We start from the raw sequence: 25,774 nt of genomic DNA on the forward strand, positions 1-25,774 counted from the left end.
GGCTACATGTCAACGACCAGCCGCGCCGTCAGGCGGCGGCTCTGGATGTAGGCGAATGCATTATTGCCTTCGACATCCCATCCGTAGACGTCGAACAGGTTCGTCGCCTGGAGGCGGACGACGGCGGGAAGCTTCGCGACGCGGAAGCGATACCGAATTCCGACGTCGACAAGCGTCCGCGACGGCACGCGGACGTCGTTCGCAGCGTCGGCGTAGCGCCGTCCGGCGTGCTGGAGTGCGACATCGACCGACAGCGAGGGAACGGCCGGAAGGCGATAGTCGACATTGGCTGCCAGGGTCCGCGACGGGGTGCCGATGGGCCGCTGGCCGATCGCGCCGGCGGCCACCTCAGTGCCCGCGATCGTCGCGTCGAGCAGCATGCCGCCCGCGACGAGCGTGAGCCCGTCGGCCGGCGAGCCGCTCAACGACACTTCGGCACCACGATGGTTGACGCTCCCGAGCCGGCGGAAGACGTTCGCCGTGTCGAGCCCGTAATAGGGCTTTCGGATGTCGAACGCCCCCGCGATCAGCGTCATCCCGCCAAGGCGCCACCGCAGCCCGCCATCGAACTGCCGCGTCCGGATCGCAGGCGGCGCCTCGTCACGGTTCACCGCCGTCTCGGGCGCCACGTCGCTTTCCTCGAGCCCGCGTGTCATCCCCCCGTAAAGCGCGAGCGACGGGGTGATCTCGAACGCCGCCGCGGCATTGAAAAGCCATGGGCGCGCGCGCGACACCGGAAGCACCCCGTCCGGCACTGTCACGGCTTTTTCATAGCCGGTGCGCTGGATCCCGAGATTGAGCTGACCCACGCCAGCGAGCAGCCCCTGATAGGCAAGTCCCGCGGTCCACTGCCGGACCTGATCGCTGGTGCGCTCGGAGAAGTTGAAGCCGGGCCGCGCGACCGGCAGAGCCTCGTCGAAGGGTGCCGGGCCGATATCGACCCGGTCCGAACCGCCATAATATCGCGCCTGGCGCCGCGCCCGCACCGAGAGGCGAAGCTCGTGCCGGCTTCTTCCGATCGCGAACGGTCGCGCCAGCGAGATTTCGCCGCTCGTCGAGGCGTTGCTGCGGCGCGGGCTCGCGATCACGCTGCGCGCCGCGAGCATCCCCGGCGCTGCCGCGTCGAGCAGGACCGTGTGCCCCTCGTCGGCGATATTGGCCGACCGGAACGCCCCGGCACGAAGGACGAGGGAGCCCTGCTGCGTGCGCCCCACGGCGCCATAGGTGATGCGCTCGACTTCATAGTCGGCCCAATCCTGACCGAGGAACCGCCGCCGGCTCATCCGCTCGGGCAGTTCGCGGCCGTTCCCGATCACGATCGGATAGCTTTCCTCGTCGTCGACCTGGATACGGCTCCAGAAGGGCTTGATCTCGGTTTGCGATCCCGGCCGCCACGCAAGCGAGGCGGCAATCGAGGTCACCTTGTTGCTGTTGCCGTACTGAAAGGCGTTGCTGTAAAAGCCGGCCCCCGCGGCAAGCCCGAGGCGGCGACCGTCGAGCGGGACGAGGGCATCGGCCTCGACCTCCCATCCGCCGAAGCTGGTGACCTTGGCCGCTGTGCTCAGCACCAGATCGTCGCCCGCGGCGCGCAGACGATAGTCGGCAACCCCCGACGGTGCCGGGAACGCATATCCTAAGGCCGACGGACCGATGCGGATGCGGTTGCCGGCCACGAGACGGCTCGTCAGCTCGGTCTGCCGGTCGATGTAGAGCCCCTCGATGCGGACGTTGCCCGCGTCGGTCGGCGAGAAGCCGCGCACCTCGGAAGGACTGTAGATACCGAGCGTCTCGCCGCCGATGTTCGAACCGAAGGCATCCTCGGCATCCGACACGGCATTCTCGTCCACGCGTTGCGCGTGGGCTGGTGCCAGGGTTGCGAGCGGGATCGGGAGAAGAAGCGCCGTTGCGGCGCGCAGGGACAGATTTGACATGCCTCCCGATGGCATTTGCCGGAGTCCCGAGACAGCCATGGGATCGAAGGCCACCTGTGCATCGAGCGCACGGGTCGGGCCAAGACGGCCGCAAAGCAGTGATTCCTGGCTAGACGATCGAAGCCATGCGCGACGCGGTCCCTCTGCCCTCCGGCGCAGCCCGCGTCGGCTGTCGCCTTCAGTCGGGAAAATCGGTGACGTCGGACGGCAGAAGCGGGCGCATGAAGCTGCGTTCGTATCGCAGGACACAGCCGCTCTCGTCGCGAAGCCGATCGGCTCTTATGAACAGGGGATCCTTCCCGAACAGACCGCGGTAGATTTCATACGCGGCGAAACTCTCGAAGCTGAAAAGCGCGATCGCGCGGTCGCTCGCGCCCTCGCCCGGCAGGAAATAGCCGTGATGCACGCCGCCATTCTTTCCCACGAGATAGATCCAGGCGCGTGCGAATGTCTCGAAGGCGGCGATCTTGGCGGGGTCCACCTGATATTCAACGACACATGTGATCATCGGATGTTTCCTTGCTTCCAGCGATGAGAAGTCGAATCCCGGTCGGACTTCATGGCGGCGGTGCCTGCGTCAATTCGAGATGGAGAAACTGGTTGAATGCGCTCTGCTCATAATCCGCGAAAGGCGCGCCATTCGCGAATCCGTTGCGTCGGTACAAGCCAAGCGCGGCATCGAATGCCGGGCCGCTTCCGGTTTCCAGGCTGAGCCGCAAAGCGCCCGATTCCTTTGCCGCCGCTATGATCCGGTCGAGGAGAAGCTGGGCGGCACCGCGCCGGGCAAAGTCGGGATGGGTGCGCATCGATTTCACCTCGGCGGTGCCATCCGCGAGCCGCTTCATCGCGCCGATACTTGCGATACGCTCGCCTTCCCATGCCGACCAGACGGTAACCGCCGGCGCCTTGAGACCCGTCAGATCGAGGGCAAAGACACTGCCGGGCGGCGAGCTCTTCCGCATTCCTTCGAGGTGGAGTTCGAGGAGCTCCCGGGTCTGGTCGCTCGACAGGTCGTCCTCGCGTAATTCGAACATGCACAGTTCCTTACTGCTATGGCGCGGCGGCGCGGAAGGAGGGGAGCCGAAGAAATCGGACAGCGCGATACCGCGGGTTGGAACGGCGCACCAACCGGAAGAGGCCCGCGTTACGGTTTGATACGGTTATCACGCTTCTTTCGGCGCACGGACATCACTCCGAACGGGGCCCTGCCGGCGGCTCAACGCTCGAACAGCCGGCGAATACGCGTCCTGGCTTCCAGCACATGCCCACGGACCTCGCTCTCGCGCGAAACCATGTAATGTGCGAGGGGATTGTCGATCGTGTCTTCCGATATCGGCAAGAGGATCTCCTCGCCGTAGCGGTCGCGTGCGGTCGGAATGCGCAGCATCGCCAGCCCAAGTCCCGCCGCGGCGGCCTGGAGCACGAGGTCATAATCTTCGAACCGACGATCCTGCGCGCGGGGACGATAGTCGATCCCCTGAGTCCGCAGCCAGCTTCGCCAATGGTCGGGATTGGAGTCGTGGATCAGCGGATGAGCGAGCAGGGACGAGGGGTCGGCCCGGTCGATCCTCGCCGCCAGACCGGGACTGGCGCACGGTACCAGACGCTCGCGCAGGAGCAATTCGCTCGTGACACCCTCGTACCGCCCTCTCCCGTACCGGATCGCGATATCGGATTCCTTTGCCTCGACATCACTCGGACGATGCTCGACGATGAGCTCGATCGAGAGGTCGTCACCCTGAAGGTCGGCGAGCGCAGGAAGCAGAACAAGGCGTGCGATCGATGGTACGACGCTAAGCCTGACGACCGAACGGCCCTTTCTCGGGCGCCAGCGTTCGCCGCTCCGTTGCAGCATTGCCACCGCCCGCGACGCATCGGCGAGGAAACGCTGGCCAGCCGGCGTAGGCGCAACGCCGCGCGGAAGGCGCTCGAAGACCGGGGCGCCCAGCCAATGCTCGAGCTGCGCGATCCGGCGGCTCACCGAGCCATGCGTCAGCGCCAGCCTCTCCGCCGCGCCGGAGAAACTTCTCTCCTCTGCGGCCGCAAGCGCAGCGACGATGGCATCGAAGGGCGGAAGATTGTCAAAGCTGTGCATTGATTGCGCATTTCATGCCCTAGATGTCGCATTTGTCAACGTCACCACACAAGCCGATGCTTTTGCAATTCCGCGTTTTGGAAGTTCGGGAACAATAGCGGTCGGTGACGATCGACCTCCCGCACCAATCTCTGGCAACCGGCCGGCAGTCCGGTCCGGCCCACCCAATGGATGGCCACGTTCCAAGGCATGTGCGGTCCCAACGATGTCGGCGGGCCGAGCTGACGAAGGTCGCGAGCGGCGGCTTGATCAAAGCGCCTGTCCGGAAGACAGGCGATCCGGATGTCGCCAATCATCGCGTCACCGACCATTCCAGCGACGAGTCACGCCCTTGCGTTCGGCAGCTTCGCGGGCGGCCGAATGACAAGACGCCAGCGAACGCCCGAAGCGACATGGGTCAGGTGCCAGAGTCCGGCATTTTGCTCCGAATGAGCGAGAAGGACAGACGCAGCTTCTCGAAACACGTCCGCCAGCCGACATCGCTTGACGAACGCGACGGCTCCGTGAAGCGGCCCGATTGCTCGAACCTCATACGCGTTCCGCCACGTTCCGGAGCAATGGTCACGCGTACGACTGTCTCGGATGGGTCCGGGCCCAATCCGGTCTGCCGCAGGGTCATTTCGAGAAGCGAAAAGGGTTCCGCGCGCTCCACCTCGCCTTCTTCGACATATCGGCCCCCGTCGGGGTGCGCAAATTCGATCCGCCAGGACGAACCGGCAGCCGGCACGAACTCGGCGTCCACGACCTCCCAGTCGTGCGCAGCGAACCATTGGGCGAGGAGGCGGGGTTCGGTCCATGCCGCGTAAACCCGCGCGGGCACCGCCGCGAACCAAAGATCAATCTGAAGGTTCTCCCGAAACTTCATTCTGCCTCCTTTTTGGCGAGATGCCGCGACAGATTGTCGAACCGGTCGAGCCAGCCGCTGCGCCAATCCTCGATCCATGACTGTGCGTTTTTCATGGCGCCCAGACGCAGGCTTGCGATCGTTCGCCGGCCGAGGCGCCGTCGGTCGACGAGGCCTGCCTTATGAAGAACATCGATATGCTTCGCGACCGCGCGTGGCGTCATGGCGAAGGGCTGCGCGAGTTCGCCGACCGTGGCTTCGCCGTGTGTCAGGGCGATGAGAATCGCGCGCCGGGTCGGGTCGGCGAGCGCGGCGAAGACATCGTCCAGAGAATGCATAATAGGGAACCAAATAGTTCCCAATCCTGTTATTGTCGAGTGCCACGCGGTAATGGCTCCTGGGACGGGATCGTCGCCCAGTCTCGCGATTTTACTCCGATGCGAAGAGAGGAACAGTGAACATGCTAAGCAAGCCCCGGATCATCAAACGCGCCGACGAGCCGTATGTCTATCTGGCTCGTACCGTTTCGATGGCGGATCTTGAGGACGTGTCGTCCGAGTTTTCCCGGCTGCGCGACCTTCTGGGGAAAAATGAGCCCGACGAGGCCGGTGTTTCGATTATCCGGTATCGCCGCATCGACATGGAACGGACGCTCGATGTGGAATTCGGTGCCCTCGTCGCCATCGCCGATGACCCTGTCGACGATCTCGAAAGAGGAGTCCTGCCGGCGGGCGACTACGCTTCTGCCGTCTGGACCGGTGACTACGGTGGCTTGGTCGACGCCAACGCGGCACTTCTGAAGTGGGTGGAGCAAAGTGAGCGGGCAATTGACGTGCAGGGCACCCCGACCGGCGACCGGTTCGGTTGCCGGCTCGAAATTTATCGCGTCGGGCCCGACGATAACACCGATGCTGCGCGGTGGCAGACCGAGATCCTGTTCAAGCTGATTTGAGAACGGCGCTACTCACGCGGGGTGCGGCGAGTGCCCGACGCATCAAGTGCCGGGCCAACAACGCCAGATTTTGTGTCGGCTCGCGCAGAGGAATCTGCGTCGCACACACCGTGCTTATCAGACCTCGCCCGCGCTGTCTTTCGGTTGTCGTCCCCGCTCCGCCAGCGACGTCGATACGCGGAATTTCCCCTCGCGCAGCGTCTTTCCTTCTGCATGTCCCCCCGGAATCTCCCCCGCAGTATGCGGGCGAATCTGGCTTCTCCGCTCAAGTTGCGATCAGCGCCACCAGGGTGCCCGCGGGTCATCCATGAATAGAATGGCGACGCGACAGGCCAGTTCGCCGAAGAGCGTCGTCTTTCGCCGGGCACCCTCCAATTGTTGCCGATAAGCATGTCCCTCGGGTGGACGGCTCGCATGGTCTTGCTCGGCGCGCCTTTCCGTTGCAACTTCAATACCGGGTCAGGATATGGGGGCAGCCGATGCGTCTGTGGTCGATTCTGTTCTTTCTGGCGGCGGTCCTCGCTGGCCCGGCACGCGCGCAGACTCCCGAGATCTACTACGCCGTCAAACCAAATCCCGACATCGCGGCGATCTGTGCCGCCGAGGATGGTCTTGCCGCGATGTGGGCGCGCGAGCCGAGCTGGAACCAGGCCGACATCCGCTTCCAATATGAGGGGTTGAAGGCGCAGGCCGATGCGGCTGCGAAGGCGCCGTCTGCCGATCCGGACGGCACCGTGCCACCGATCCCGCCGGTGCCGCTGACATTCGAGGAATATCGCGACGCGGCGATGGCGCAACAGTGCAAGATCGCGCGCGACGGGCTCGTCGAGACGTTCGAGACGGCAATGCCCTTCTTCGGCTACAGCTTCTGGGAATGCGATGCGGACTGGGACGAGGATTGCGACGATCCCAAGGTCATTCGCGCGCCCAACAACTACCAGATCTGCAACGTCTCCTACCGGACCGCGAAGCAGCGCGGCGACAGCGATTTCGACATCAGCGCTGGCGGCTTTCTTGTCGATCAGCCGAACCGGGTCGCGCGCTTCACCGAATATCGGGCCAAGCTCTATGCCCACGGCAGCTTCTCGATCTTCGACAAGGAGGGCGCGCGGATCCGGCTGGAAAATTTCCTGGTGACGATCATCCCGCGCGACTGGCCCGACGACGCGCGGCGCAAGCTCAAATGCGCGATGCCCGGCCGTCCCGCACCGCCGCGGCCAACGCCGACGACGGGTCCGCCGCCGAAACCCGTTCCGCCGATGTTCGGTGAAGGAACGGCCGACGAGGGGCGATCGTATCGCTTCTCGCTCGCCAATGTCGGCAAGGTGCCGGTGCGCGTCGAATATCTGGTCGAACGCCAGGACCGCGGCGACCAGACGTGGAAGCGCGCGGGGTGGGGTACGGTGCAGGTCGAGCCCGGCACCACCTATTTCAGCGATGGCTATCATGGCTGGGACGCCGTCAAGTGGCGGACCCGCTATGCGATGATTCAATAGGAGACGATGATGAGTGAAATGGCGCGCGTGACTTTCAAACCTTCAATGCTCGGCAACAAGGCCGGCCGCCCCGCCGACGATGCGGTCGGCTCGCTGATCGAGCGGGCCCTCGCCGGCCTAGACGGGCCGACGCGCGCCAGGATCGAGGCGTCGGACCAGTGCACCGTCGTTTATCATGGCTGCGGCACGTGCGCGAATGGCGGCGCTCTCGTCGAATATTTCTGCGGGAGCGGCGGGAGCGAGCCCGATTACACCCGCTGCGAGAGCTGCGATTGAGCATAGGCCGGCGCCTGCGCGTCAAGCCCGATTACCCGAGACAATAGGGACGGCCACGCCGGCTGCCGAAGGTTCGGACGATAGGAACCCAGGGCGCCAGCGCGCAAAGCTTGGGTTCGGCGCAGCAATGCCGGAGCCAGCGCAGCGTTTGAAGCGCATCAGCGCAAATGGCGCCGGGACACTGCGGATGAAGGGAGTGCCTTACGACCGCGGCGCGATCACAGATGGGAGGCGGAAGGGAACAGCCCCTGCCCCCACGAACATGACTGCCCTGATCGCCGGTGTCGATCGCCACGCTCCCATAAGAGCGGCGCTGTCACGGCACCGGCGTTTCGTGTTGCCGGGCGCGTTCGGTCGCTCACTGCATCCAAGCGCGTCATCTGCATGATGGCGGGGCTGGCAAGCGCTCAGACGGACCTAAATATCTCCTCGCGCGCCGCCCGCGCCTATTTTTATCCGGGTATATATTGACCTTATTTTTACCCGGATTAAAAGTCGACGCGATCCACAGACGGACGGAGAAGAGAAACGCATGACGAGCGGGCAGAACTGGACGGCATTTCTCGGCACGCGCTGCATCGCGGCAGGCGCCCGCGAGATGGTTGCCCGGGCGGTCAAGCAGGCGCATGATGAAGGCGTCGACCGGCCCGTGATCATAATCGACGATGCGACCGGGCGGCAGCTCGATCTCGATCTGCGCGGATCAGCCGACGACGTCGTCTCCCGTATCGCGCAAGACGCGGACACCCATGTCGATACCGCTCCCCGGGGGCGCGGACGCCCGAGGCTCGGCGTAACGGCGCGCGAAATCACCCTGCTCCCCCGTCACTGGGACTGGCTCGACCAGCAGCCGGGCGGCGCCTCCGGCTCGCTGCGCCGACTTATCGATGAAGCGCGCACGTCCCGGCCCTACGTGCGACGGCAGGCGCAGGCCGTCACCGACCGTTTCATGACCGTGTTCGCGGGTGACCTCCCCCATTTCGAGGATGCTACGCGCGCACTCTATGCGGGCGAGGCGGCCCAATTCGAGGGACTGATCGCCGATTGGCCGCACGATATCCGGGTCCACACCAGGCGACTGGCGAGCGCGGCATTCGAAGAGGAAGACGGCGATGCGTGAAATCGTGAACCGTCAGCTCCTCCTCGTCGCCCGGCCGGAAAGGGCGGTAGAGACGCGGCATTTCGCGATGCGCGAGCTACCGGTCCCCGAGCCCGCGGAGGGCCAGGCGCTGGTACGAGTGCAATGGCTCGGGATCGACCCGACCCAGAGGACCTGGCTGAACGCGCAGGAGACCTATATTCCTCCCGTCCCGCTCGGAACCGTCATGCGCGGGACCGGGGTCGGACAGGTCATCGCGAGCAGGAGCCAGCTCTTCGACCCCGGCGACTGGCTGGTGGGTCCGACCGGATGGCAGGACTTCGTGCTCGCCGATGGCGACGGGGTGCGCGGGTTCACGAAGATCCCGGACGGGATCGAACCCCGGGCCATGCTGAGCGTCTTTGGCGTCAACGGTCTGACGGCTTATTTCGGGATGATCGAAATAGGCAGACCCGAACCCGGTCAGACCGTGTTCGTGACCGGCGCGGCGGGCGGCGTCGGATCGATTGCCGGACAGATTGCGCGGCTGAACGGGTGCCGTGTGGTCGGCTCTGCGGGCGACGAGAGAAAATGCACCTGGGTCCGCGAGATTGCGAAGTTCGATGCCTGCGTCGATTATCGCCGGGAGAGGCTGGGCGAACGGCTGCGCGAGCTCGCACCCGGCGGTCTCGATATCGTGTTCGACAATGTCGGCGGCGAGGCGCTGGAGGCGGCTCTCCATCACATCGCTCACGGGGCGCGTGTCGTTCTGAGCGGAAGCATCTCGTCGGGCTACCGCGATGCGGCCTACGGCCAAGGCCCGGCGAACTATATGCAGCTCGCCTTCAAACGGGCCCGGATGGAGGGTTTTGTCTTCTTCGACTATGCGGCACAGTTTCCTGCGGCGCTTCACCAGATGCTGGCCTGGGTCCGTTCAGGCGACATCCGCTACGAGGAGACGATCAGCACAGGTCTCGAAACGGCTCCTGCGGCGCTTGCCGGCCTCTTCCATGGACGCAATCTCGGAAAGCAGCTTGTGCGCCTGTTCTGACGCTGCATTGGGTCGCCGGGCAAGACATCCCAAAGCCGCACACCTATCTGGTCCTTGCATTGACGACGCTGGCGCCGCGCGCGTCTCATAGCGGCGCGACCCAAGCCGCAGAGACCGCGACTATCGCGCGTCCACCGCAAGCCCCCGGCACGAACCGACGCATCGCCGATCATTCAGCGAAAAAGGAGGCAGATCAGCATTTGTGCAGCGGACGGCCGTTAGGACGGTCCGCTAGACGCCTATTCGTCGCGCGGACCTTTGACCGCAAGAAGCGGATATTTCGCAAGCGCTTCGACTGCCAAGCAGCGCACCTCGACAGGAGGACACCGAATGCGCCCATTATTTCCGCTCGCGATCATGACCCTGATGCCCGCCCCGGCGTTGGCACAGGCCGACGCCAATCCCGTCAGATCGGCCGGCGACGCCTTCGGGCACAAGCAGGGCGACGAAGCGATCGGGCTTTATGACGAACGTTCGGTCCGCGGCTTCAGTCTCGAAGCGGCGGGCAACTACCGGCTGAACGGGACCTATTTCGTGAAGAATGCCGGGGTGAGCAATTTCTTCATCGACAGCAGCACCGTCCGCATCGGCTATAATGTCATCGGCACCTTGCTGCCCGGACCTTCGGGCGTCGTCGACTATCGCCTGCGCGATCCCGCGCCGGGTGAGAAGAGCCTCGCGACCGTCACCTACGATGTCTATGGCCAGCCGATCGCCGAACTGAACTTTCGTCATGGCGCGTCCTCGGGCCGCTCGAGTTACTCGCTCGGGATCTCCCGCAATTTCGACGTCCGCAGCGCGCAAGGCGGGCGGGGCGGCGAGGACCTGCTGGTCGGCGGCATCGCGCGCGTGTCGATCGCCTCGACCCGCGCGCAACTGTTCTTCGGTGAGTATCAGTACCGCCGACGCGGGGAGTTTCGCGTGGCGCCGGTGGACGGCACCCTCCCTCCGCGGATAGCGCGCGGCCGGTACTTGGGACAGGACTGGGCCTTCGACCAGGGGCAGCGACGCATTGGCGGCCTTCTGCTCGACCATGAGCTGAGTTCGCGCAGCGGGATCGGCGCCACGCTTGCGTTCGGCCAAGAGGACCCGACGCTTGCGTTCGCGCAATTCTTCCGCAGCCAGGAGAGCGGCGCTTCGACCGGCTATGTCCTGGCGGTGCCGCAGCAGCGCTCGACCGCCTGGTCTTCGGAGCTACGCTCTTATCTGGAACTGCCGCCCTCCGGATCTACCCACCGGCTGGACGCCACGATCCGCTATCGACGTTCGACGGCGCTGTTCGGGGGCGCGCAGACATTGGCGCTCGATCCTTTGGCCCTGGGAGACTGCCCGTCCGACATCGCCGAGCCCGATCTCGACCTGCTATCGGCGGACCAGCATATCGAGGTCTCACAGCTCGGGCTCGGGATGGGCTACCGCGGAACGATCGGCGACAGGGTGCGCCTCAACGCCGGCGTGCTGAAGTCGTTTTACGCCAAGCGCGTGGGCAGTGAGGCCGGTTCCGACAAGGTCACCACTGCGCCTTTTCTCTACAATCTGGGCGGCAGCATTGCGATCGCCCCCAGGTTGGAGATATTCGCAAGCTACTCGCGGGGCCTCGAAGAGGCGGGCGTCGCGCCGAGCTCGGCGGCGAACCGGAACGAGATACTGAGCACCATCGTGGTGAAGCAGGCCGAGCTCGGCTTGCGCTGGTCGATCGCAAGCAAACTCAATCTCTTTCTGTCGGTGTTCGACACTCGCAAGCCTTACGCCGGGGTCGATGCGCGCGATAACGTCTACCGGTTCCTAGGAGATGTGCGCCACAGGGGTATCGAATTCTCACTTTCGGGCAGGGTTCTCCCCGGCCTGCAGATCGTGGCCGGGACGGTGCTTCTCGACCCCGAGCTTGTCCGAAGCGGCGAAGGTGCGAGCGACGGGCTTCGTCCGGTTGCGGTTCCCCGTATCCGCGCCATCCTGAACGCGGATCTTGCGATCCCGGGCGTGAAGGGTCTCAGCGTCGATGCCGGCTTGCTGCATGTCGGCGCGCGCGCTGCGCAGAGTCGCACATCACGCGACGGTTCGCAGCTCTTCGTCCAGCCGCTGACGACGGTGAATGCGGGCTTGAGGTTCGGCTTCAGGCTAGGGCGGCACGATGCTGTCATCCGGGCTCAGGTTCTGAACCTGTTCAACCGTTTCGCCTGGGACGTCAACGGCTCGGAAACCCTCGCCTATAACGAGCCGCGACGTGCGCGCATCCTGCTGACGATCCGGTACTGAAAGTCGGCAGATGGAAGGGAGGCGCGGTGCGCCCGGCGCTCGCAGGTCGGGAGAGAGGCGGGGCGTTGCCGCGTCTCTGCGGGCGACGTGCATTCGGCAAAGGCGCGTGCGGCCAGATCGAGGCTGGCCAAAGGGCCCGATGCGCCCGGTGCGCATCACGAGCAGCCTCGACATGTCCCGCTTGGAAAGTCCCCGGGAGACTGACGCAACCCACGCACCGCGTCTCGTCGTTAGCGCTCGTCGCCGGCGGGAGGCTTATTGCCGCCCGCGAGGGCGCCCGACACGAATTTTTTCGTCTGGAATGCCGCATCGTCCGGGTGGACCTGCCCCGCCTCATCGGCAAGTTCGGCCCATCGCGCAAGCAAGGCCTCCGGAGTCTGGTCCTGCGCTTCAAGACGGATCCCTTGCGTCTCGAACATCTGCGCCAGGGCGAAGCCGCCAGCGCCGCAGCACAGGATGGCTCGCCGCGGGGCATCTTCGGCGCAGAGGGCCAGCATCGCGGTCGCGATGTGCTCGGGTGCCAGGAGCTCGGACACGGCGGGGTCGATCAGCCCGTCGGTCATGCGCGTCGCGGCGGCAGGCGCAAGGGCGTTGACGCGGATGCCGTATCGCTCGCCTTCGAGCTGAAGGGTGTTCATCAGCCCGACGACCGCCATTTTCGCGGCGCCGTAATTGGACTGGCCGAAGTTGCCATAGAGGCCGCTCGACGACGTCGTGACGACGATCCGACCCCATTCCTGCGCCTTCATTCTCTCCCAGACCGCGTAGCAGCAGTTGGCCGTACCCATCAGATGAACTTCCACCACCGCGCGGAAATCGGTCATCGAGAGTTTGGAGAATGTGCGGTCCCGCAGAAAGCCGGCATTGTTGACAAGGATATCGATCCGTCCCCACCGGCGAAGTGTTTCATTGGCCATCTGCTCGACCGCGTCGAGATCGCAGATATCGGTGGTATCGGCGACGGCCTCGCCTCCTTGCCGCGCGATTTCCGCAGCCACTGCCGACGCGGTGTCTTCATCCTCGCCCGCACCGCTACGCGATACCCCGAGGTCATTGACGATAACCCTGGCGCCACGCCGTGCCAGCGCGAGTGCATGGGCGCGGCCGATTCCGCGGCCGGCGCCCGTGACAATGGCCACCCGGCCGGCGAGCGAGTTCATCGTCATCTCCCTGGTTCCTTTCGAAGACCGAGTGCGGCGCGGACATGCGATGTCCATAGCGCGTAGCCTGCCGCGTTCATGTGGAGGCCGTCGGGGCCGAAAAGCTCAGCCCGGACAGTTTGGTCAGGTCCGACCATGGACGAGAAGATGTCGACCATATGAACGTCGGGCCGGCGCTCTGCGAGGGCAGCGAGCAAGGCATTGTAGCGACGTTGCCTGGGAAGGAGCGTTACGCGTACAGGCGAGGGCTTCACCGTCAGCACATAGACCGGCACATCGCCAAGATGGCGGGTCTTCAGGTCGAGAAATCGGCCGAGTTCCGAAAATACCGCTTCGGGGGACGCCGAGACGAGGTCGTTGTCGCCGCTGTATAACAGAATGGCGGACGGTCGACGCGGCCCGAGCAGCCGCGCGAAGTTCCGATTGATGTCGGCGATCCGGCTTCCGCCAAATCCCCTGTTGACCGCTTTGAGCGGCGCCAGATCCTCCCGCATCGAAACCCAGAATTTGATGGACGAACTGCCAAGGACAAGCAGCCCGCCGGCCGCGGCCGACTCGGCCGCGTCTTCGCGTTCGAAGGCGGCCAGTTCGGCTTCGAAGACCTCGCCGGCGTCGGGCGGGGCTGCGCTGGCGGAGACCGACACCAGCGAAGCGGCGGCTGCCAGGACGTGAAGCAGCTTCATGCCCGCCCGCCGGACATATCACGTTTTGTCGCCAATACGGCGAGATTGGCTTCATGTTGCCCCCGGTCGATGCGGTACCGCGTGACGCACAGGAGAGCACATCCGTAGAGAGCGAGAACGATGGGCACGATAAGAAATCCCAAGGCGTCGACCGTGTAGGGGGAGACACCGGCGCCTGAATTCTGCGGGAAGCCGATGAATTCGAGAAGCAACCCCGCCACGAAGACGCCGAGCCCGCTCATCGTCTTTTGCGTAAAGCTCCGGCTCGCGAAAAAAAGACCTTCACTGCGCCGTCCCGTCCGGATCTCGCTGCTTTCGACCAGATCGGCGGTCATCGAGGATATGAGGATCCCTACGCTGATCCCGACCTTCGTGTCGATCGCGGCGTGCCCGATCAGCAAGGGGACGAGCCAGGGATCCCCATTCTCTGGAAAGTAGTCCAGCAGCCGCGCGAGAATCGGGATGGGGCTCCACAGAAGCGCAAAGACCATCAGCCGGATTGCCGCCTTCTTCTTGTCGAGCCGGCGGGCGAAGCGCGGCGCAAAGATCAGCGCCGCGCCGGCAGATGCGAAGTTGACGATCGGAAAAAGTGCGATTTCGCTCGCGGCGAGCCCCCAGAAGAATGTCGCGACGTAGAAGAACAGGGCCGAGGTCAGGCCGACGATCAGAAAGAGAAAGATCGATGCCAGGAAAATCGGCAGGAAGGAGCGATCGCGGAAAGTTTCGAAGACTTCACGCGGGACTTGCCGCCAACGCAGTTTCCGGGCGGGAGGCAGGGCGAAGGCGCGTGCCGCCCGCTGGGTTCCGAGCGAGGAAATCAGCATCGATGCGACGATCAGCACGACTGCGGTCGCCCCGTAGATCCCGTATCCATCGGGGTTCAAGATCCCGATGGGATGCTCGCGGGTCGGCCTGAAGATCAGGAGCAGTGCAATGCAGCTCATCGCGAGCCCGCCGCACCAGCCGAAGAAATAACGGTATCCGAGCATCGAGGTGCGTTCGTCGTAATCGGCGGTGAGCTCGCCAATCAACGCGGTACTGGGGATTTCGTAGACGCTGATCGAGATGCGCACGGCGATCGTGCACAGCAGCAGGTAGAAAAACAGTCCGGTCTCTCCGAGGCCGGTCGGCGGCAGCCAGATCATGAAGTAGAAAATCGCCACCGGAACCACGGCGGCGTAAAGGAACGGGTGCCGCCGTCCGAGCTTCGAGCGCCAGTTGTCGGACGCGTAGCCGATGGCGGGATCGGTGATCGCATCGACGACGAGCGACGTCATCAGGACGAGCGAGGCAAGCGCCGGGCTGAGACCGAGCACCTGATTGTAGAAAATCAGAAGGAAATAGGAGAACCCATTGTCCTTGACCCCGAAAGCTGCCGATCCATATCCGTAAAGCAGCTGGGTGCGCCTGGGCACAATTGCGTCAGCGGCCATCTCAGATTCTCCCTCCCTCGCGCCGGTCAGGCGTCATTTGCTTTTTCCCAGTATGGAGCGCGCAGGACGCGCTTGAGTATTTTCCCCAGCGCATTGCGCGGCAGCTCCGGGCGGATCTCGACGCCGGCCAAACGCTGCATCTTTCCAAGACGGGGATTGATCGCGTCGAGAATCATCTGCGGGCTGTCGCTCGCCCCCTGTTTCAAAACGACCAGAGCGAGTGGCGTCTCGCCCCAGCGTTCCGAGGGAATTCCGATCACGGCCACGTCCTCGATAGCCTCGTGCCGGCGCAGCTCGGCCTCAAGGTCGGCGGCATAGATGTTGAAGCCGCCCGAGATGATCATGTCCTTGCGCCGGTCGAGCAAAGTGAGGAAGCCTTCGTCGTCGACCCGGCCGAGATCGCCCGTGCGCTGCCACCGCGCCCCTTGCGCGTCGATCCACGACGCTTCGGCCGTGGCCTCGGCGCGCCGATGATAGCCATCCATCATCACCGCGGAACGGCCGACGATTTCGCCGACTTCTCCTGCGGGCAGCTCCTTTCCGTTCTCGTCGATGATCCTGAGTTCGCCGCCGGGCAGCGGCTGGCCGACTGTCGCGAGTTTGTCCGGCCGGCTTCCGATGTCGAGCGCGCATACGACACCGCCCTCGGTCATGCCGTAGAATTCGAAGAATCCGCCGGGCCAGCGCTCGCGCATCGCCTGCTTCAGCCCTGTAGACAGCGGGGCGCTCGTGCACATTTTCATCTGGAACGCCGAAAGGTCGAACTGGTCGAAATCCTCCTGCGCCAGGAGCCGCTGGATCTGGACGGGCACGATCATCGCATGGGTGACGTGGTGGCGTTCTGCGAGCCGAAGGAATTCGCGCGCATCGAAGCGCCGCATGATGATGAGCGTCCCGCCGAATGCGAGAGTCGGCAGGAGCCCGGCAAAGGTCGTGTTCGAATAAAAGGGTGTCGACACGAGCGTCACGCTCGACGCCGAGAATCCGAGCCCCCACGATCCCGAATATTCGCGGAACCGGGTCCGCCGTGAGTGCACGATCCCCTTCGGCGCGCCTGTCGTGCCCGAGCTGTAGATGATGTCGAAACGGCTATCGGGATCGATGATCGGGCTCTCCAACGGCTCGTTTGCGTCTTCGATCTCGGCGATCGACGTCCAGCCCGGGGCTTCGAAATCGAGGGCCAGGCGAATGCCGGGCAGACGGGCCGGATCCAGGTCCGGTCGGGCGCTGTCGGCGATGCCGATGGCCATCGCGCCGCTGTCGTCGATCATCCTCGACAGCGCGCCGGGCCCGGCCTGCGACGGTAACGGAACGATCGCGGCGCCGCAGCGGAGTGCCGCGCACAACAGCAGCAGATGTTCGATGCTGTTGTCGCTGACGGTCGCGACGCAGGAATCGGGACCGATGCCGCGTCTCGACAGCCAGGCCGCTATCCCGCCGATCCGCGCATCGAAGGCACGCCAGGTCAGCGTTCGGTCTCCCTCCACGACCGCGATCGCGGCGCCGCGGCGGCGAGCCTGTATCGCGATATATTCGGAAAGGTCGCGTTCGACCTCGACGGTTCGCCGGGCTTCTGTCCGGACGCTAGCGTCATGGATCTCGTTCGCGATCGTCTCGATCGCGGCCACCGCCTCGGGGAAGAGACGTCCGAAGACGGGCCAGGCATGAAAGACACCGGGGACTCGGACAAGTTTGAATGGAACGGCCGCGGCGGCAGCCCGCTCGGCCAACAGAAGACTGTCGTCGAGCAGCATTTCCTCTTCGGCGACCAGACAGAGAGTCGGTGGGAGCCCGGCGATATCGGCCAGCAGCGGGGAAACCAGCGGATCATCGACAGGGTGGCCGGCAAGATAGGGATGGTCGGACGGCGAGACGCGTCCGGCGGCGATGGCGCGGCAAAGACGACCAAGCGAAGACCCGAGCAGAAAATCCTCCGACTCCAGTTCCGCGTGGCTGGGCAAGCCCATCGCGAGATCGTTCCATGGCGAAATCAGCACCAGGCCGTCTGCCGCCGCGAGCCCCTCGTCACGCGTGCGCAGGGCGGTAGCGAGGGCAAGATTGCCCCCGGCGGAATCCCCCACCACATAGAGTTGACTGGCCGGAGTTGCGCCCGCGATATCATTCTCCCACAGCCAGGCCTGTGCGCGCATGCAGTCGTCGAGCGCAGCGGGATAGGGATCCTGCGGGGCAAGCCGGTAGTCGATCACGAGCACCGGCCGGTTCAGGACCTCGGCCAGCGTGACTGCGAAATGGCGGTGGCTGCCGAGCCCCCCCTCCACGAACCCCCCACCGTGAAGAAGGAGAACGCGGACGGACCGGTCGCATCCGCGGGGTTCGATCCATTCGCAGGGCATTGCGCCGATCGCCATGCGGGTCACGGTCAGACCGGGTGGCAGCACCGATCGCGGAAAGCGCAGATACTCGCTCCATGCGCCGCCATCGGTCCGGGCGGCCGCGATGGCCGACCGGATGTGCGCGATCGCCGCCTCGAGCTCGGGGGACCGCGCTCCGGTCACCGGGCATACCTTGTCTTGCCGCCGGTCGACATGCCGCCATCGACGACGAGATCGTGACAATTGACGAAGCGTCCTTCGTCGGAGGCGAGGTAGAGTGCGGCGCGCGCGATCTCTTCGGGGCCGCCGGCGCGCAGCAGCGGGGTGCCCTTGCCGATCGCGGCTGCGACCTCTTCCATCATCGCCTCGGTTTCGGCCGCGGGCAAGGTGTCGGAGCGCCCCGCGCCCCCGATAAAGATAGGGGTGACGATCCCGCCGGGCGAGATGCTGTTGACGGTTACCCCATAGCGGCCGAGTTCCATTCCCGCCATGCGCGTCAGATGGGTAACGGCGGCCTTGGCAGCGCTGTAGAGATAACCTCCCATATGGCAGCGCAGTCCGGCGACGCTGGAATTGTTGATGATCGCGCCGCGGCCCTTGGCCTTGAGGTGCGGCGCGGCGTGCTTGATGCCCCAGAGCACGCTCCCGAAAAGGAGATCCATCGCGGCCCGATAATCGGCCTGCGTCACCGTCTCCACGTCACCCGCGGTCGGACCGCCGGCATTGTTGAAGAGGATGTCGATGTCACCGAAGCGGGTGATCGTCGCCTCGATGGCGCCCGCGACGCCGCTTTCGTCCGCGAGATCGCCGATCGCGAAGCCCGCACCTGCTCCCAGCTCCTCGACGATCGCTTGGGCCCGCGCGCGGCTGCGGCCCGCGATCATGACCTTGGCGCCTTCCGCATGAAACAGGCGCGCCGTGGCTGCGCCAATTCCGCTGGTGCCGCCCGTTATCAGGGCAACCCGCCCCTCCAGTCGCCCCATCTTGCTCTCCCTCGTGATCATCCCCGGCCTCGAAAGCCGTGATTGGCGGGTGCGCCGCGGCAGGAACAGGAAGCAGAAGGTAAAGTTCGCGATTTTTTCCGACTTTACCTTCTGCTTCGTGGAGTCGCCCGCGCGGGACGGGCAGGCCTTGTGGGAGGCGGCATTCCCGCCGATAGAGTCCAGGGAGGAAGAATGGGGAACGGCATGATCGTGGGGATGTCGCGATCTCGCTGGCTGCGCAGCGCGGCCCTGGCTGTCATTGTCGCAGGGTTCGGACTGGGAAGCTGCCAGGCCGACCGTCACGCCGAACCGGTGGATCCGGGCCCTGCGGGATGGTCTTCCTATGGCGGCGATCCCGGCGGCAACCGTTACTCGCCCGCGGCGCAGATCGACGCAGAGAATGTCGGCACCCTTCGCGAGGCGTGGCGCTACAGCACCGGCGACATGGAGCGGCGCCCGAAAGGCATCGCGAACAGCGGCTTCGAGGCGACACCGATCCTGGTCGATGACAGCCTCGTCTTCTGTTCCCCGTTCAATGAGGTGATCGCGCTCGACCCAGCCACCGGAAAACAGAAGTGGCGCTTCGATCCCGGCCTCAGACCCGACCTGCAACCTGCCAGTGCTTTCGTGTGCCGGGGCGTATCCGCGTGGCATGACCGCCGGGATCGATCGCCGGGGGCCGTCTGCAGAACCCGCATCCTGACCGGCACGCTCGACGGACGGGTCATCGCGCTCGATGCCCGGACCGGAAAGCCATGCCGCGATTTCGGCAACGGCGGCGAGGTCAGGGTCGACCCTGGCCGTCCTCTCGAATGGCAAGGCGAATTCGGCATCAACTCCGCCCCCGCGATCATCGGCGATACCGTGATCGTCGGCACTGCGATCAGCGACAATCGCCGTGTCCAGGCGCCACTCGGCACCGTTCGCGCCTATGACGTGCGCACGGGCGCCGAGCGCTGGACCTATGATCCCGTCCCGCAAAGCACCAGCGATCCGGCTGCCGGCAGTTGGCCCGAGAAGCTGCCCGGCGCCGGCCACGGCAATGTGTGGTCCACGATCTCGGTCGATGCCGCGCGCGGTCTGGTCTTCCTTCCGACGTCTTCGCCGGCGGTCGACTTTTACGGCGGAGACCGTGAGGGAGACAATCGCGACACCTCGTCGATCGTGGCCGTCCGTGCCGACACCGGAAAGATGCTCTGGAGCTTCCAGACGGTCCGCCATAATCTGTGGGACTATGACGTGGCTGGGCAGCCCGGGCTCTACAGCATCAAGGTGGACGGAAAGCTTCGGGACGTCGTGGTTTCGGTCACCAAGACCGGGATCATGTTCGTGCTCGATCGCGACACGGGAGAGCCGGTCTTTCCGGTTGTCGATCGGCCCGTCCCGCAGGCGGGCGTGCCCGGCGAAAAGCCGGCAGCGACCCAGCCCTTCGCCCCGAAGCCGGGTTTCCTCGGGCGGACCGCGCTGAAGCCCGAGGACGCATTCGGTCTAACGCCGTATGACCGCGCCATCTGTCGCAAGAAGGTCGCCAGCCACAGGAACGAAGGCATTTTCACCCCACCCTCGCTACAGGGCTCGCTACAGCTCCCGTTCAGCGGCGGCGGCGCCAACTGGGGTTCGACAGCCTATCACCCTGACGAGAATGTCGTCATCGTCAACATCAACAATCTGGCCGGCAGCCTCACTCTCCGGCGCCGGGAGGACCGGAAACAGCTCGAGGCAGAGATACCGCCGGGGCAGGAAATCTACGACATGGCCGGGACGCCGTATGTTGCGACCCGCTCCTTGCTGATGTCGCCCTGGGGGATTCCGTGCAGCCCTCCGCCCTGGGGGGAGCTGATCGCGATCGACATGGCGACGGCGACGGTGAAATGGCGGCGCAATCTCGGATCGACCAAGGACATTGCGCCCTTGGGCATCGCGCGCGACTGGGGAGTGCCGAACCTCGGGGGACCTATCGTGTCTGCCGGCGGCCTCGTGTTCATCGCGGCCACGGTCGACGATTATCTGCGTGCGTTCGACATCCGGACCGGGCAGGAATTGTGGAAAGGCCGTCTGCCCGCCGGCGGGCAGGCGACGCCGATGACCTATAGCTGGCGCGGTCGCCAATATGTCGTCGTTGCGGCAGGCGGAAATGCTCGCTCGCGTACCCGGCTCGGTGACGAGATCATCGCATTCGCCTTGCCGTGATCACGCACCACGGGCAGGATGGAGCGCGGTCTGATGCGAGTGTAACGAATGACCTTTAACGTCCGCGGCCCGGTATCGGCAGAAAATTCGAGCCATTTCGGCCGACTTCTGCGCTTCTGGCGCGCGACCTTCGACCTCAGCCAGGAAGATCTTGCGGGTCTGGTCGACGTCTCGGTCCGTCACTTGTCCTTCCTCGAGACGGGAAAGGCGCACCCTAGCCGAATGCTGATCGACCGGATCGCGCGCGAACTGAAGCTGGGCCGCCGCGGTGCCGGCAACCTGTTGCAGGCCGCCGGCTACCTCCCGGCGGTCGAGGTCGCGGACCTCGACAGTCCCGGCAATGAGGAGGTCCGGCGCGGTCTGGTTGCGACATTGCGTTGCTTCGATCCCTTTCCGGCGGCGGCGATCGATCCATTCGCCAACGTCAAGATGGTCAACCGCGCCTGGGTGCATGCCCATCGGGAAATGCTCGGCGAAGCGGTGATGGGAGATGACATCAACACGATCCGGCTGCTGGTCGCCGAAAATGGCTGGCGGCGATACATGCCGGACTGGGCGAACGCCGCCTGCCTGTACCTGGTAATCCTTCAGCAGGAAGCGATATTGCGCGACAGCGCCGAGGCGCAGCGACTGCTCGACGAGATGGTCGCGATGGAAGGCATTCCGCACGACTGGGCCCGGCGCGGCGCAGGCGCCACGTCCGATGGCCACAATCACGACCAGCGTCGGAGGGCGACGACTGCGCGCCCCGCGCGGACCTATATCAACGTTCATCATACCGTCGGATCGACGCCCTATGTGTCCGAACCGAGGCTGATCCTTCACGCGATTCTGCCGGAGGACGGCATTCCCGACCGGTCGCTCGAGACATTGACGTCCGACCGCTCGCTCAGCCATCCCCTTCTGGCCTACTGACCCGCGTGGGCCCAAGCCCCAAAAAAGGCGAGCCCGCCCGGTTTCCCGGACGGGCTCCAGGGAGTGCCGGGCCGATCTAGAAGGCCAGGCGGACCTCGACGTCGAACGTGCGCGGTGCCCGGGGAACGACTGAACGGACGGCGCCGAGGGCAAAGCTGCTCGACGATACATAGCTGTAGGATGTGGTGTCGAAGATGTTTGATGCGCTTGCGACCAGACGAAGTCGCGAGCTCGCATCCCAGACGATGCGCGCGCTCGTGGTACGATAGGAGGGGGCGCGGTATCGGTCGGTGTTGAAGACGCTGAAATATTGGCTGGCCACAAAACTCTGGGTCAGGCTCACGCTCACGTCCCCGAGCGTCGCCAGCGCGTTCAAGGTGAGTTTATGGCGCGGCGATTGTGGCAGCCTGTCGCCTTCGAGGTCCTGCGGCGCGGACGACGCGCTGGCCGGATCCACGACGCCGGCGAAACGGTCGAAACGCGCGTCGAGATAGCCGTATATCGCCCTGAGCATCAGCTGGGGAACCGGGCGGTAGCTCAGCTCGGTCTCGGCGCCGAACGCGTGCGAGCGCGGGGCATTGGTGAAGATCGACTGGACGATGCCCGGCGCCACTTCGAAGCTGACCGGGACTTGCAGGTCATGATAGTCGTAATAAAAAAGCGCGGAGTTCCACTGAAGCGCACCGATGCGCTGCTTGAGTCCGAGTTCATAGGCGGTGATCGTCTCTTTTTCGACGATCGGGCGCGGGATGAATCCGCCGAGCTTGAAGCCGCCCGATTTATAGCCCTGGCTGACGTTCGCATAGAGGAGCGTATTGTCGCTAGGCTCGAAACCCACGCCGAGATTGCCGGTGAAGCCGCCCCACTGGTCTCGCATGGGGCGGCCGCGGTTCGAGATGCCGTAGGTATTTCCAGGATCGACCGCTACGTCGTAGAAGATCTGGAACTGCTCCTCGTGGCCCGATTTATGGTCGAACGTGTAGCGCGCGCCGCCTGTAAGCGACCAACCGGGCGAGAAGCGCCAGGTGAGCTGGCCAAAGCCCGCCAGCGCCTCGCTGCGAACCTCACCCCGCTGGTAATAATAGGCCCGCTGCGGATTCGTGATGGGAGCGACCCCTGCCAGTTCCACCGGATTATCGAACAGGGCGACGTCGGGGACTGTGATAGAATAGGGCTGGTCGATGTGTTCCCAATAATAATAGGCCCCCAGAATCCAGTCGAACCGCCCCCCCGGCGAGGACAGGATGTTGAGCTCGTGGCTCGTCCAGCGCTTCTTTTCCTCGACCACCTCGACATAATTGGTCGATACGGGGAACACCGTTCCGAACGCGGCCCGACCGAAACTGGTCCGCGCCGTCCGGTCGAAGTCGCGATCCTGAAAATACTCATATTGGGAATAACCACCGATGTAGCGCATGCTCACCGCATCGGTATCTAGGGACAGCTGGGTGGTGGCGCCGAACTGGTTGCGCAGCCTTTGCCGCCCCCCGTAATTATAGGCCACTTGATACGGATCCTCGAGCCCGGGGTTCAGCAACGGATCGAGGCCGAAGGTCGGGTTGGCGACCAGTCCACCGTGATACGGCGTGGTTCGCCATGGATCGATCGCGACATCGGGGCGCGGCGCCCGGTCGTAGGCCGAATGACCGAGCTTGAGCCACCAGTTCAGCGTCGGCGTGATATCGGCCTCGACCTGACCTTCGACCGCATAGCTCCCTTGTGTCCACTGGTCGGGCCCGGCGAGATTCTCGACGAACCCCCGCTCTTGTTTGACGCGTGTTCCGCTTAGGCGGACCCGGATGCCGGGGGTGATCGGGCCGCTGACCGCACCGGCGATGCTCCAGCGCTCGTAGTCGCTGAGGCCGGCGCGCAGATCGAAGCGCCAGTCGGCGGTGGGCCGCTTCGTTATCACGTTGACGGCGCCGCCGATCGAGTTCCGCCCGTAGAGAGTTCCCTGCGGCCCGCGCAGGACCTCGACGCGCTCGACGGAGAAGTCGGAACCACCGATGACGTCGGACTCCGAGGTGTAGAACCCGTCGACGTAGTTGGCGACGCCGGGATCGCTTCCAAGTTCATTGGTGACGCGGCCGATCCCGCGGATGCTGACCCGGTTCGGGGTATCCGAGATCGCCAGGCCCGGCGTGAAGTTTGCGATATCCTGGGTCGTCTCAATCCCCGTGCGGGTCCGATCCTCGGCCGTGAAGACCGAAACGGCCGCCTCGACCTCGTTCACGCCCTCGGCCCGCTTCGTCGCGGTCACGACGATATCCTGATCCGCGACGCCCTTGCTCTGCTGGGCCGCCGCCGCAGTCGGAGCCAGCACGCCTGCTGCAAGAGCCATGGCGCAAATCGGTCCGCCCCCAATCGCATTCTTCATAACACCCTCCCGATTGTCTCACTATGTTGCGAGCTCATGTGCGATGATGGCGGAAGCGGCCGGCCGAACCATAACCAAAGTGGTCAAGGGCTGTATGGAGCAAATTGTCGTTTGCGGGAAAAGTGATGCCCACAGGACAGCAAGCCTATTTCGTCGCCGACGGGGTTCGAGACGCACGTGAGGCGGGTCCCGCGCATCGCGCAAGGATGCGTTCAGTCCCCATGCCATACGGCGGTCTCCCTCGGCGCTCTACCGCATAGATAGTGCCACGCTGCATCGGGCGGATGCTAGACCGGCGACCCAATGCGACCTCCACCGGTCGATCAGCCACCGCGAGGAAAGACGTTTGCATGGGACGCAAAGCGCCGCGGTGCGAACGCCTACAGCTGGTAGAAGCGGCAAGCAAATGACGACATGGACGGACTGGATCGAGCAGCTGCCGGAAAGCGCAACCCTCGCAATATCATCCGGCGCCGCAACAAGGCGGTTGAATGGACCGGATAATAAGTTGAAATTCAAGGAGAACATGACAGTGCAGGATGAGATGCGGGGCCGCTGTCTTTGCGGTTCGATTTCCTTCACGCTTGGTTCCGCACCGCACGCGACGAGAGCATGCTGGTGTCGCGACTGCCAATATCTGAGTTCGGGAAACGCGTCGCTGAGCCTGTTCTTCGACAGCGACGCGCTTTCGGTCGCGGGCGAGCCAGCGGCTTATATTCGCAAGTCGGACGGCGGCCGAGAAATCCAGACCGAGTTTTGCAGCACGTGTGGAACACCGCTTTTCGCCCGGGACTTGGGCGACAGGGCGTTTGTGGCCGTGCGTCTGGGAAGCCTCGATGACCGCGAAACGGGCGAGCCTTCCAGTACTATCTGGACCAAATCCGCACCCAGCTGGGCGCGTATCGATGTTACGCGGCCGCGATCTGCGGGACAGCCGCCAATGTCGCAGTCGGACCAGTAGTCCCGAAACGGCTGACGACGCTATCGCAACGCTTGTTCGAACGGCGACACAACAAGAGGGTGGAAGCCGGAATCACTTGTCACCGATCCCTCCATCGCGCGTCTCGGCAGGAAGATCGAGACCAGAATCATACTGACGGAGTTCTTCCGCGGTGGGACGCTCGAATTGTCCGGCCCAGCGGATGAGATCGTCCCGCGTCATGACGAAAGCACCTGGGTCGGCTCGAGCGTTCCGCCGGGAGACGCGCGCCCATAATTCCTCGATCGGTGCGTCGAGAAAATAGAGCGCTACCCTCGCGCCGTGCTGGCGCGCACCGGCGCGAAGCGTGTCGCGCTCGGCTCTCGACCAGATGCCCCAGTCGAGCACGACGTCCCGGCCGAGGTCGAGCGCACGCGCGGCAAGATTCCACTGGAGCTTCTCGATCCGCGCCCGATAGGGCCCGAACTCGGCCTCCTGCGTGGTCATTTGCGGGAAAAGGGCCTTCAGCCACTCATCGCCCGTGAGACGCAGCGCCGGCGCCTCCCCCTCGATGCGTCTGGCAAGGGTGGTCTTTCCCGCACCAGGGAGACCACAGGGAAGATGGAGGGTCGGTGACATTCTCACGGCCATGTCTGCCCGACCAGGTCGCCCCGGGCCCAGGCGCTGCGGCGTATATTGTCATCGGCGACAGGGCCAAAGTGTCGCGCTGGCCACTGCCCCGGGACGGCGAAACCTCGAGCCAGGGTAATGCCGATATAACTGGGCCGAGGGGCCGGCGAGA

Annotated in this window: 22 protein-coding genes; 9 read left to right on the forward strand and 13 right to left on the reverse strand. The window is 64.7% G+C overall.

Annotated features, from left to right (window positions below):
• Nucleotides 1–2: 2 nt before the first annotated feature.
• From HDC35_RS13005 to HDC35_RS13030, 6 genes are all read right to left on the reverse strand, one after another.
• A complete protein-coding gene (locus tag HDC35_RS13005; protein WP_184647468.1) occupies nucleotides 3–1,931 on the reverse strand; it encodes a TonB-dependent siderophore receptor in 1,929 nt (642 codons plus the stop codon).
• A gap of 178 nt (nucleotides 1,932–2,109) precedes the next feature.
• The gene (locus HDC35_RS13010) at nucleotides 2,110–2,439 is read right to left on the reverse strand and encodes an NIPSNAP family protein (RefSeq protein ID WP_184647470.1); all 330 of its coding nucleotides are present in this window, start codon (nucleotides 2,437–2,439) and stop codon (nucleotides 2,110–2,112) included.
• A 49-nt stretch (nucleotides 2,440–2,488) separates the two neighbouring features.
• Nucleotides 2,489–2,965: a GNAT family N-acetyltransferase gene (locus tag HDC35_RS13015; RefSeq protein WP_184647472.1), complete on the reverse strand. Its 477-nt coding sequence runs from the start codon at nucleotides 2,963–2,965 to the stop codon at nucleotides 2,489–2,491.
• 182 nt (nucleotides 2,966–3,147) lie between these two features.
• Entirely contained in the window at nucleotides 3,148–4,026 is an 879-nt protein-coding gene (locus HDC35_RS13020) for a LysR substrate-binding domain-containing protein (protein ID WP_184647474.1), read from the reverse strand.
• A 397-nt stretch (nucleotides 4,027–4,423) separates the two neighbouring features.
• Nucleotides 4,424–4,891: an SRPBCC domain-containing protein gene (locus tag HDC35_RS13025; RefSeq protein WP_184647476.1), complete on the reverse strand. Its 468-nt coding sequence runs from the start codon at nucleotides 4,889–4,891 to the stop codon at nucleotides 4,424–4,426.
• Nucleotides 4,888–5,208: a helix-turn-helix transcriptional regulator gene (locus HDC35_RS13030; RefSeq protein WP_184647478.1), complete on the reverse strand. Its 321-nt coding sequence runs from the start codon at nucleotides 5,206–5,208 to the stop codon at nucleotides 4,888–4,890. Before HDC35_RS13030 ends, HDC35_RS13025 begins: the two co-directional genes overlap by 4 nt.
• A gap of 122 nt (nucleotides 5,209–5,330) precedes the next feature.
• Here HDC35_RS13030 and HDC35_RS13035 point away from each other — a divergent pair, with 122 nt between their 5' ends.
• The 6 genes from HDC35_RS13035 to HDC35_RS13060 all read left to right on the forward strand — a co-directional run bounded on the left by HDC35_RS13035 (nucleotide 5,331) and on the right by HDC35_RS13060 (nucleotide 11,979).
• Nucleotides 5,331–5,822 (forward strand): GyrI-like domain-containing protein, encoded by a 492-nt coding sequence (locus HDC35_RS13035; RefSeq protein ID WP_184647480.1) that lies wholly within the window; start codon nucleotides 5,331–5,333, stop codon nucleotides 5,820–5,822.
• 479 nt (nucleotides 5,823–6,301) lie between these two features.
• The gene (locus HDC35_RS13040; protein ID WP_184647482.1) at nucleotides 6,302–7,318 is read left to right on the forward strand and encodes a hypothetical protein; all 1,017 of its coding nucleotides are present in this window, start codon (nucleotides 6,302–6,304) and stop codon (nucleotides 7,316–7,318) included.
• Between the two features lie 6 nt (nucleotides 7,319–7,324).
• Complete coding sequence (locus tag HDC35_RS13045) at nucleotides 7,325–7,594, forward strand: hypothetical protein (RefSeq protein WP_184647484.1); 270 nt, start codon at nucleotides 7,325–7,327, stop codon at nucleotides 7,592–7,594.
• Between the two features lie 532 nt (nucleotides 7,595–8,126).
• A complete protein-coding gene (locus HDC35_RS13050) occupies nucleotides 8,127–8,714 on the forward strand; it encodes a DUF2239 family protein (protein WP_184647486.1) in 588 nt (195 codons plus the stop codon).
• Nucleotides 8,707–9,723 (forward strand): NADP-dependent oxidoreductase, encoded by a 1,017-nt coding sequence (locus HDC35_RS13055; protein WP_184647488.1) that lies wholly within the window; start codon nucleotides 8,707–8,709, stop codon nucleotides 9,721–9,723. Before HDC35_RS13050 ends, HDC35_RS13055 begins: the two co-directional genes overlap by 8 nt.
• A 357-nt stretch (nucleotides 9,724–10,080) precedes the next feature.
• Nucleotides 10,081–11,979 (forward strand): TonB-dependent receptor domain-containing protein, encoded by a 1,899-nt coding sequence (locus HDC35_RS13060; protein ID WP_184647490.1) that lies wholly within the window; start codon nucleotides 10,081–10,083, stop codon nucleotides 11,977–11,979.
• A gap of 230 nt (nucleotides 11,980–12,209) precedes the next feature.
• Here HDC35_RS13060 and HDC35_RS13065 read toward each other — a convergent pair whose 3' ends face one another.
• From HDC35_RS13065 to HDC35_RS13085, 5 genes are read right to left on the reverse strand one after another with little or no spacing between them, the layout of a single operon-like run.
• Nucleotides 12,210–13,139, reverse strand: coding sequence for an SDR family NAD(P)-dependent oxidoreductase (locus tag HDC35_RS13065; RefSeq protein WP_311770772.1), 930 nt, complete (start codon nucleotides 13,137–13,139; stop codon nucleotides 12,210–12,212).
• Between the two features lie 2 nt (nucleotides 13,140–13,141).
• Nucleotides 13,142–13,822 carry a GDSL-type esterase/lipase family protein gene (locus tag HDC35_RS13070; protein ID WP_184647494.1) on the reverse strand — a complete coding sequence of 227 codons (681 nt, stop codon included), beginning with the start codon at nucleotides 13,820–13,822 and terminating at the stop codon, nucleotides 13,142–13,144.
• Entirely contained in the window at nucleotides 13,819–15,255 is a 1,437-nt protein-coding gene (locus HDC35_RS13075) for an MFS transporter (RefSeq protein ID WP_184647496.1), read from the reverse strand. The genes HDC35_RS13070 and HDC35_RS13075 overlap by 4 nt, the downstream gene beginning before the upstream one ends.
• A gap of 26 nt (nucleotides 15,256–15,281) precedes the next feature.
• Nucleotides 15,282–17,771: an AMP-binding protein gene (locus HDC35_RS13080; RefSeq protein ID WP_184647498.1), complete on the reverse strand. Its 2,490-nt coding sequence runs from the start codon at nucleotides 17,769–17,771 to the stop codon at nucleotides 15,282–15,284.
• Nucleotides 17,768–18,571, reverse strand: a complete 804-nt coding sequence (locus HDC35_RS13085) for an SDR family NAD(P)-dependent oxidoreductase (RefSeq protein WP_184647500.1) — start codon at nucleotides 18,569–18,571, stop codon at nucleotides 17,768–17,770. Before HDC35_RS13085 ends, HDC35_RS13080 begins: the two co-directional genes overlap by 4 nt.
• 192 nt (nucleotides 18,572–18,763) lie before the next feature.
• On the opposite strand from HDC35_RS13085, the gene HDC35_RS13090 reads away from it, so the two are divergent.
• Nucleotides 18,764–20,761 (forward strand): pyrroloquinoline quinone-dependent dehydrogenase, encoded by a 1,998-nt coding sequence (locus tag HDC35_RS13090; RefSeq protein ID WP_221438250.1) that lies wholly within the window; start codon nucleotides 18,764–18,766, stop codon nucleotides 20,759–20,761.
• A gap of 48 nt (nucleotides 20,762–20,809) precedes the next feature.
• A complete protein-coding gene (locus HDC35_RS13095; protein ID WP_184647502.1) occupies nucleotides 20,810–21,676 on the forward strand; it encodes a helix-turn-helix domain-containing protein in 867 nt (288 codons plus the stop codon).
• Nucleotides 21,677–21,752: 76 nt separating this feature from the next.
• On the opposite strand, the gene HDC35_RS13100 is transcribed toward HDC35_RS13095, so the two are convergent.
• Nucleotides 21,753–24,017 (reverse strand): TonB-dependent receptor, encoded by a 2,265-nt coding sequence (locus HDC35_RS13100; protein ID WP_184647504.1) that lies wholly within the window; start codon nucleotides 24,015–24,017, stop codon nucleotides 21,753–21,755.
• Nucleotides 24,018–24,459: 442 nt separating this feature from the next.
• Here HDC35_RS13100 and HDC35_RS13105 point away from each other — a divergent pair, with 442 nt between their 5' ends.
• Nucleotides 24,460–25,014, forward strand: a complete 555-nt coding sequence (locus HDC35_RS13105; RefSeq protein ID WP_184647506.1) for a GFA family protein — start codon at nucleotides 24,460–24,462, stop codon at nucleotides 25,012–25,014.
• Between the two features lie 72 nt (nucleotides 25,015–25,086).
• On the opposite strand, the gene HDC35_RS13110 is transcribed toward HDC35_RS13105, so the two are convergent.
• Nucleotides 25,087–25,611: an AAA family ATPase gene (locus HDC35_RS13110; protein ID WP_184647507.1), complete on the reverse strand. Its 525-nt coding sequence runs from the start codon at nucleotides 25,609–25,611 to the stop codon at nucleotides 25,087–25,089.
• Nucleotides 25,612–25,774: the final 163 nt, after the last annotated feature.

It is taken from the genome of Sphingopyxis sp. JAI128, assembly GCF_014207235.1.
Taxonomy (GTDB): domain Bacteria; phylum Pseudomonadota; class Alphaproteobacteria; order Sphingomonadales; family Sphingomonadaceae; genus Sphingopyxis.

Coding starts and splice junctions, on each gene's coding strand:
- HDC35_RS13055 (WP_184647488.1), top strand. CDS start 8,707: ATGCGTGAAATCGTGAACCGTCAGCTCCTCCTCGTCGCCCGGCCGGAA.
- HDC35_RS13070 (WP_184647494.1), bottom strand. CDS start 13,822: ATGAAGCTGCTTCACGTCCTGGCAGCCGCCGCTTCGCTGGTGTCGGTC.
- HDC35_RS13045 (WP_184647484.1), top strand. CDS start 7,325: ATGATGAGTGAAATGGCGCGCGTGACTTTCAAACCTTCAATGCTCGGC.
- HDC35_RS13090 (WP_221438250.1), top strand. CDS start 18,764: ATGGGGAACGGCATGATCGTGGGGATGTCGCGATCTCGCTGGCTGCGC.
- HDC35_RS13050 (WP_184647486.1), top strand. CDS start 8,127: ATGACGAGCGGGCAGAACTGGACGGCATTTCTCGGCACGCGCTGCATC.
- HDC35_RS13005 (WP_184647468.1), bottom strand. CDS start 1,931: ATGTCAAATCTGTCCCTGCGCGCCGCAACGGCGCTTCTTCTCCCGATC.
- HDC35_RS13035 (WP_184647480.1), top strand. CDS start 5,331: ATGCTAAGCAAGCCCCGGATCATCAAACGCGCCGACGAGCCGTATGTC.
- HDC35_RS13105 (WP_184647506.1), top strand. CDS start 24,460: ATGACGACATGGACGGACTGGATCGAGCAGCTGCCGGAAAGCGCAACC.
- HDC35_RS13110 (WP_184647507.1), bottom strand. CDS start 25,611: ATGTCACCGACCCTCCATCTTCCCTGTGGTCTCCCTGGTGCGGGAAAG.
- HDC35_RS13010 (WP_184647470.1), bottom strand. CDS start 2,439: ATGATCACATGTGTCGTTGAATATCAGGTGGACCCCGCCAAGATCGCC.
- HDC35_RS13075 (WP_184647496.1), bottom strand. CDS start 15,255: ATGGCCGCTGACGCAATTGTGCCCAGGCGCACCCAGCTGCTTTACGGA.
- HDC35_RS13095 (WP_184647502.1), top strand. CDS start 20,810: ATGACCTTTAACGTCCGCGGCCCGGTATCGGCAGAAAATTCGAGCCAT.
- HDC35_RS13015 (WP_184647472.1), bottom strand. CDS start 2,965: ATGTTCGAATTACGCGAGGACGACCTGTCGAGCGACCAGACCCGGGAG.
- HDC35_RS13025 (WP_184647476.1), bottom strand. CDS start 4,891: ATGAAGTTTCGGGAGAACCTTCAGATTGATCTTTGGTTCGCGGCGGTG.
- HDC35_RS13065 (WP_311770772.1), bottom strand. CDS start 13,139: ATGAACTCGCTCGCCGGCCGGGTGGCCATTGTCACGGGCGCCGGCCGC.
- HDC35_RS13060 (WP_184647490.1), top strand. CDS start 10,081: ATGACCCTGATGCCCGCCCCGGCGTTGGCACAGGCCGACGCCAATCCC.
- HDC35_RS13085 (WP_184647500.1), bottom strand. CDS start 18,571: ATGGGGCGACTGGAGGGGCGGGTTGCCCTGATAACGGGCGGCACCAGC.
- HDC35_RS13100 (WP_184647504.1), bottom strand. CDS start 24,017: ATGGCTCTTGCAGCAGGCGTGCTGGCTCCGACTGCGGCGGCGGCCCAG.
- HDC35_RS13030 (WP_184647478.1), bottom strand. CDS start 5,208: ATGCATTCTCTGGACGATGTCTTCGCCGCGCTCGCCGACCCGACCCGG.
- HDC35_RS13020 (WP_184647474.1), bottom strand. CDS start 4,026: ATGCACAGCTTTGACAATCTTCCGCCCTTCGATGCCATCGTCGCTGCG.
- HDC35_RS13040 (WP_184647482.1), top strand. CDS start 6,302: ATGCGTCTGTGGTCGATTCTGTTCTTTCTGGCGGCGGTCCTCGCTGGC.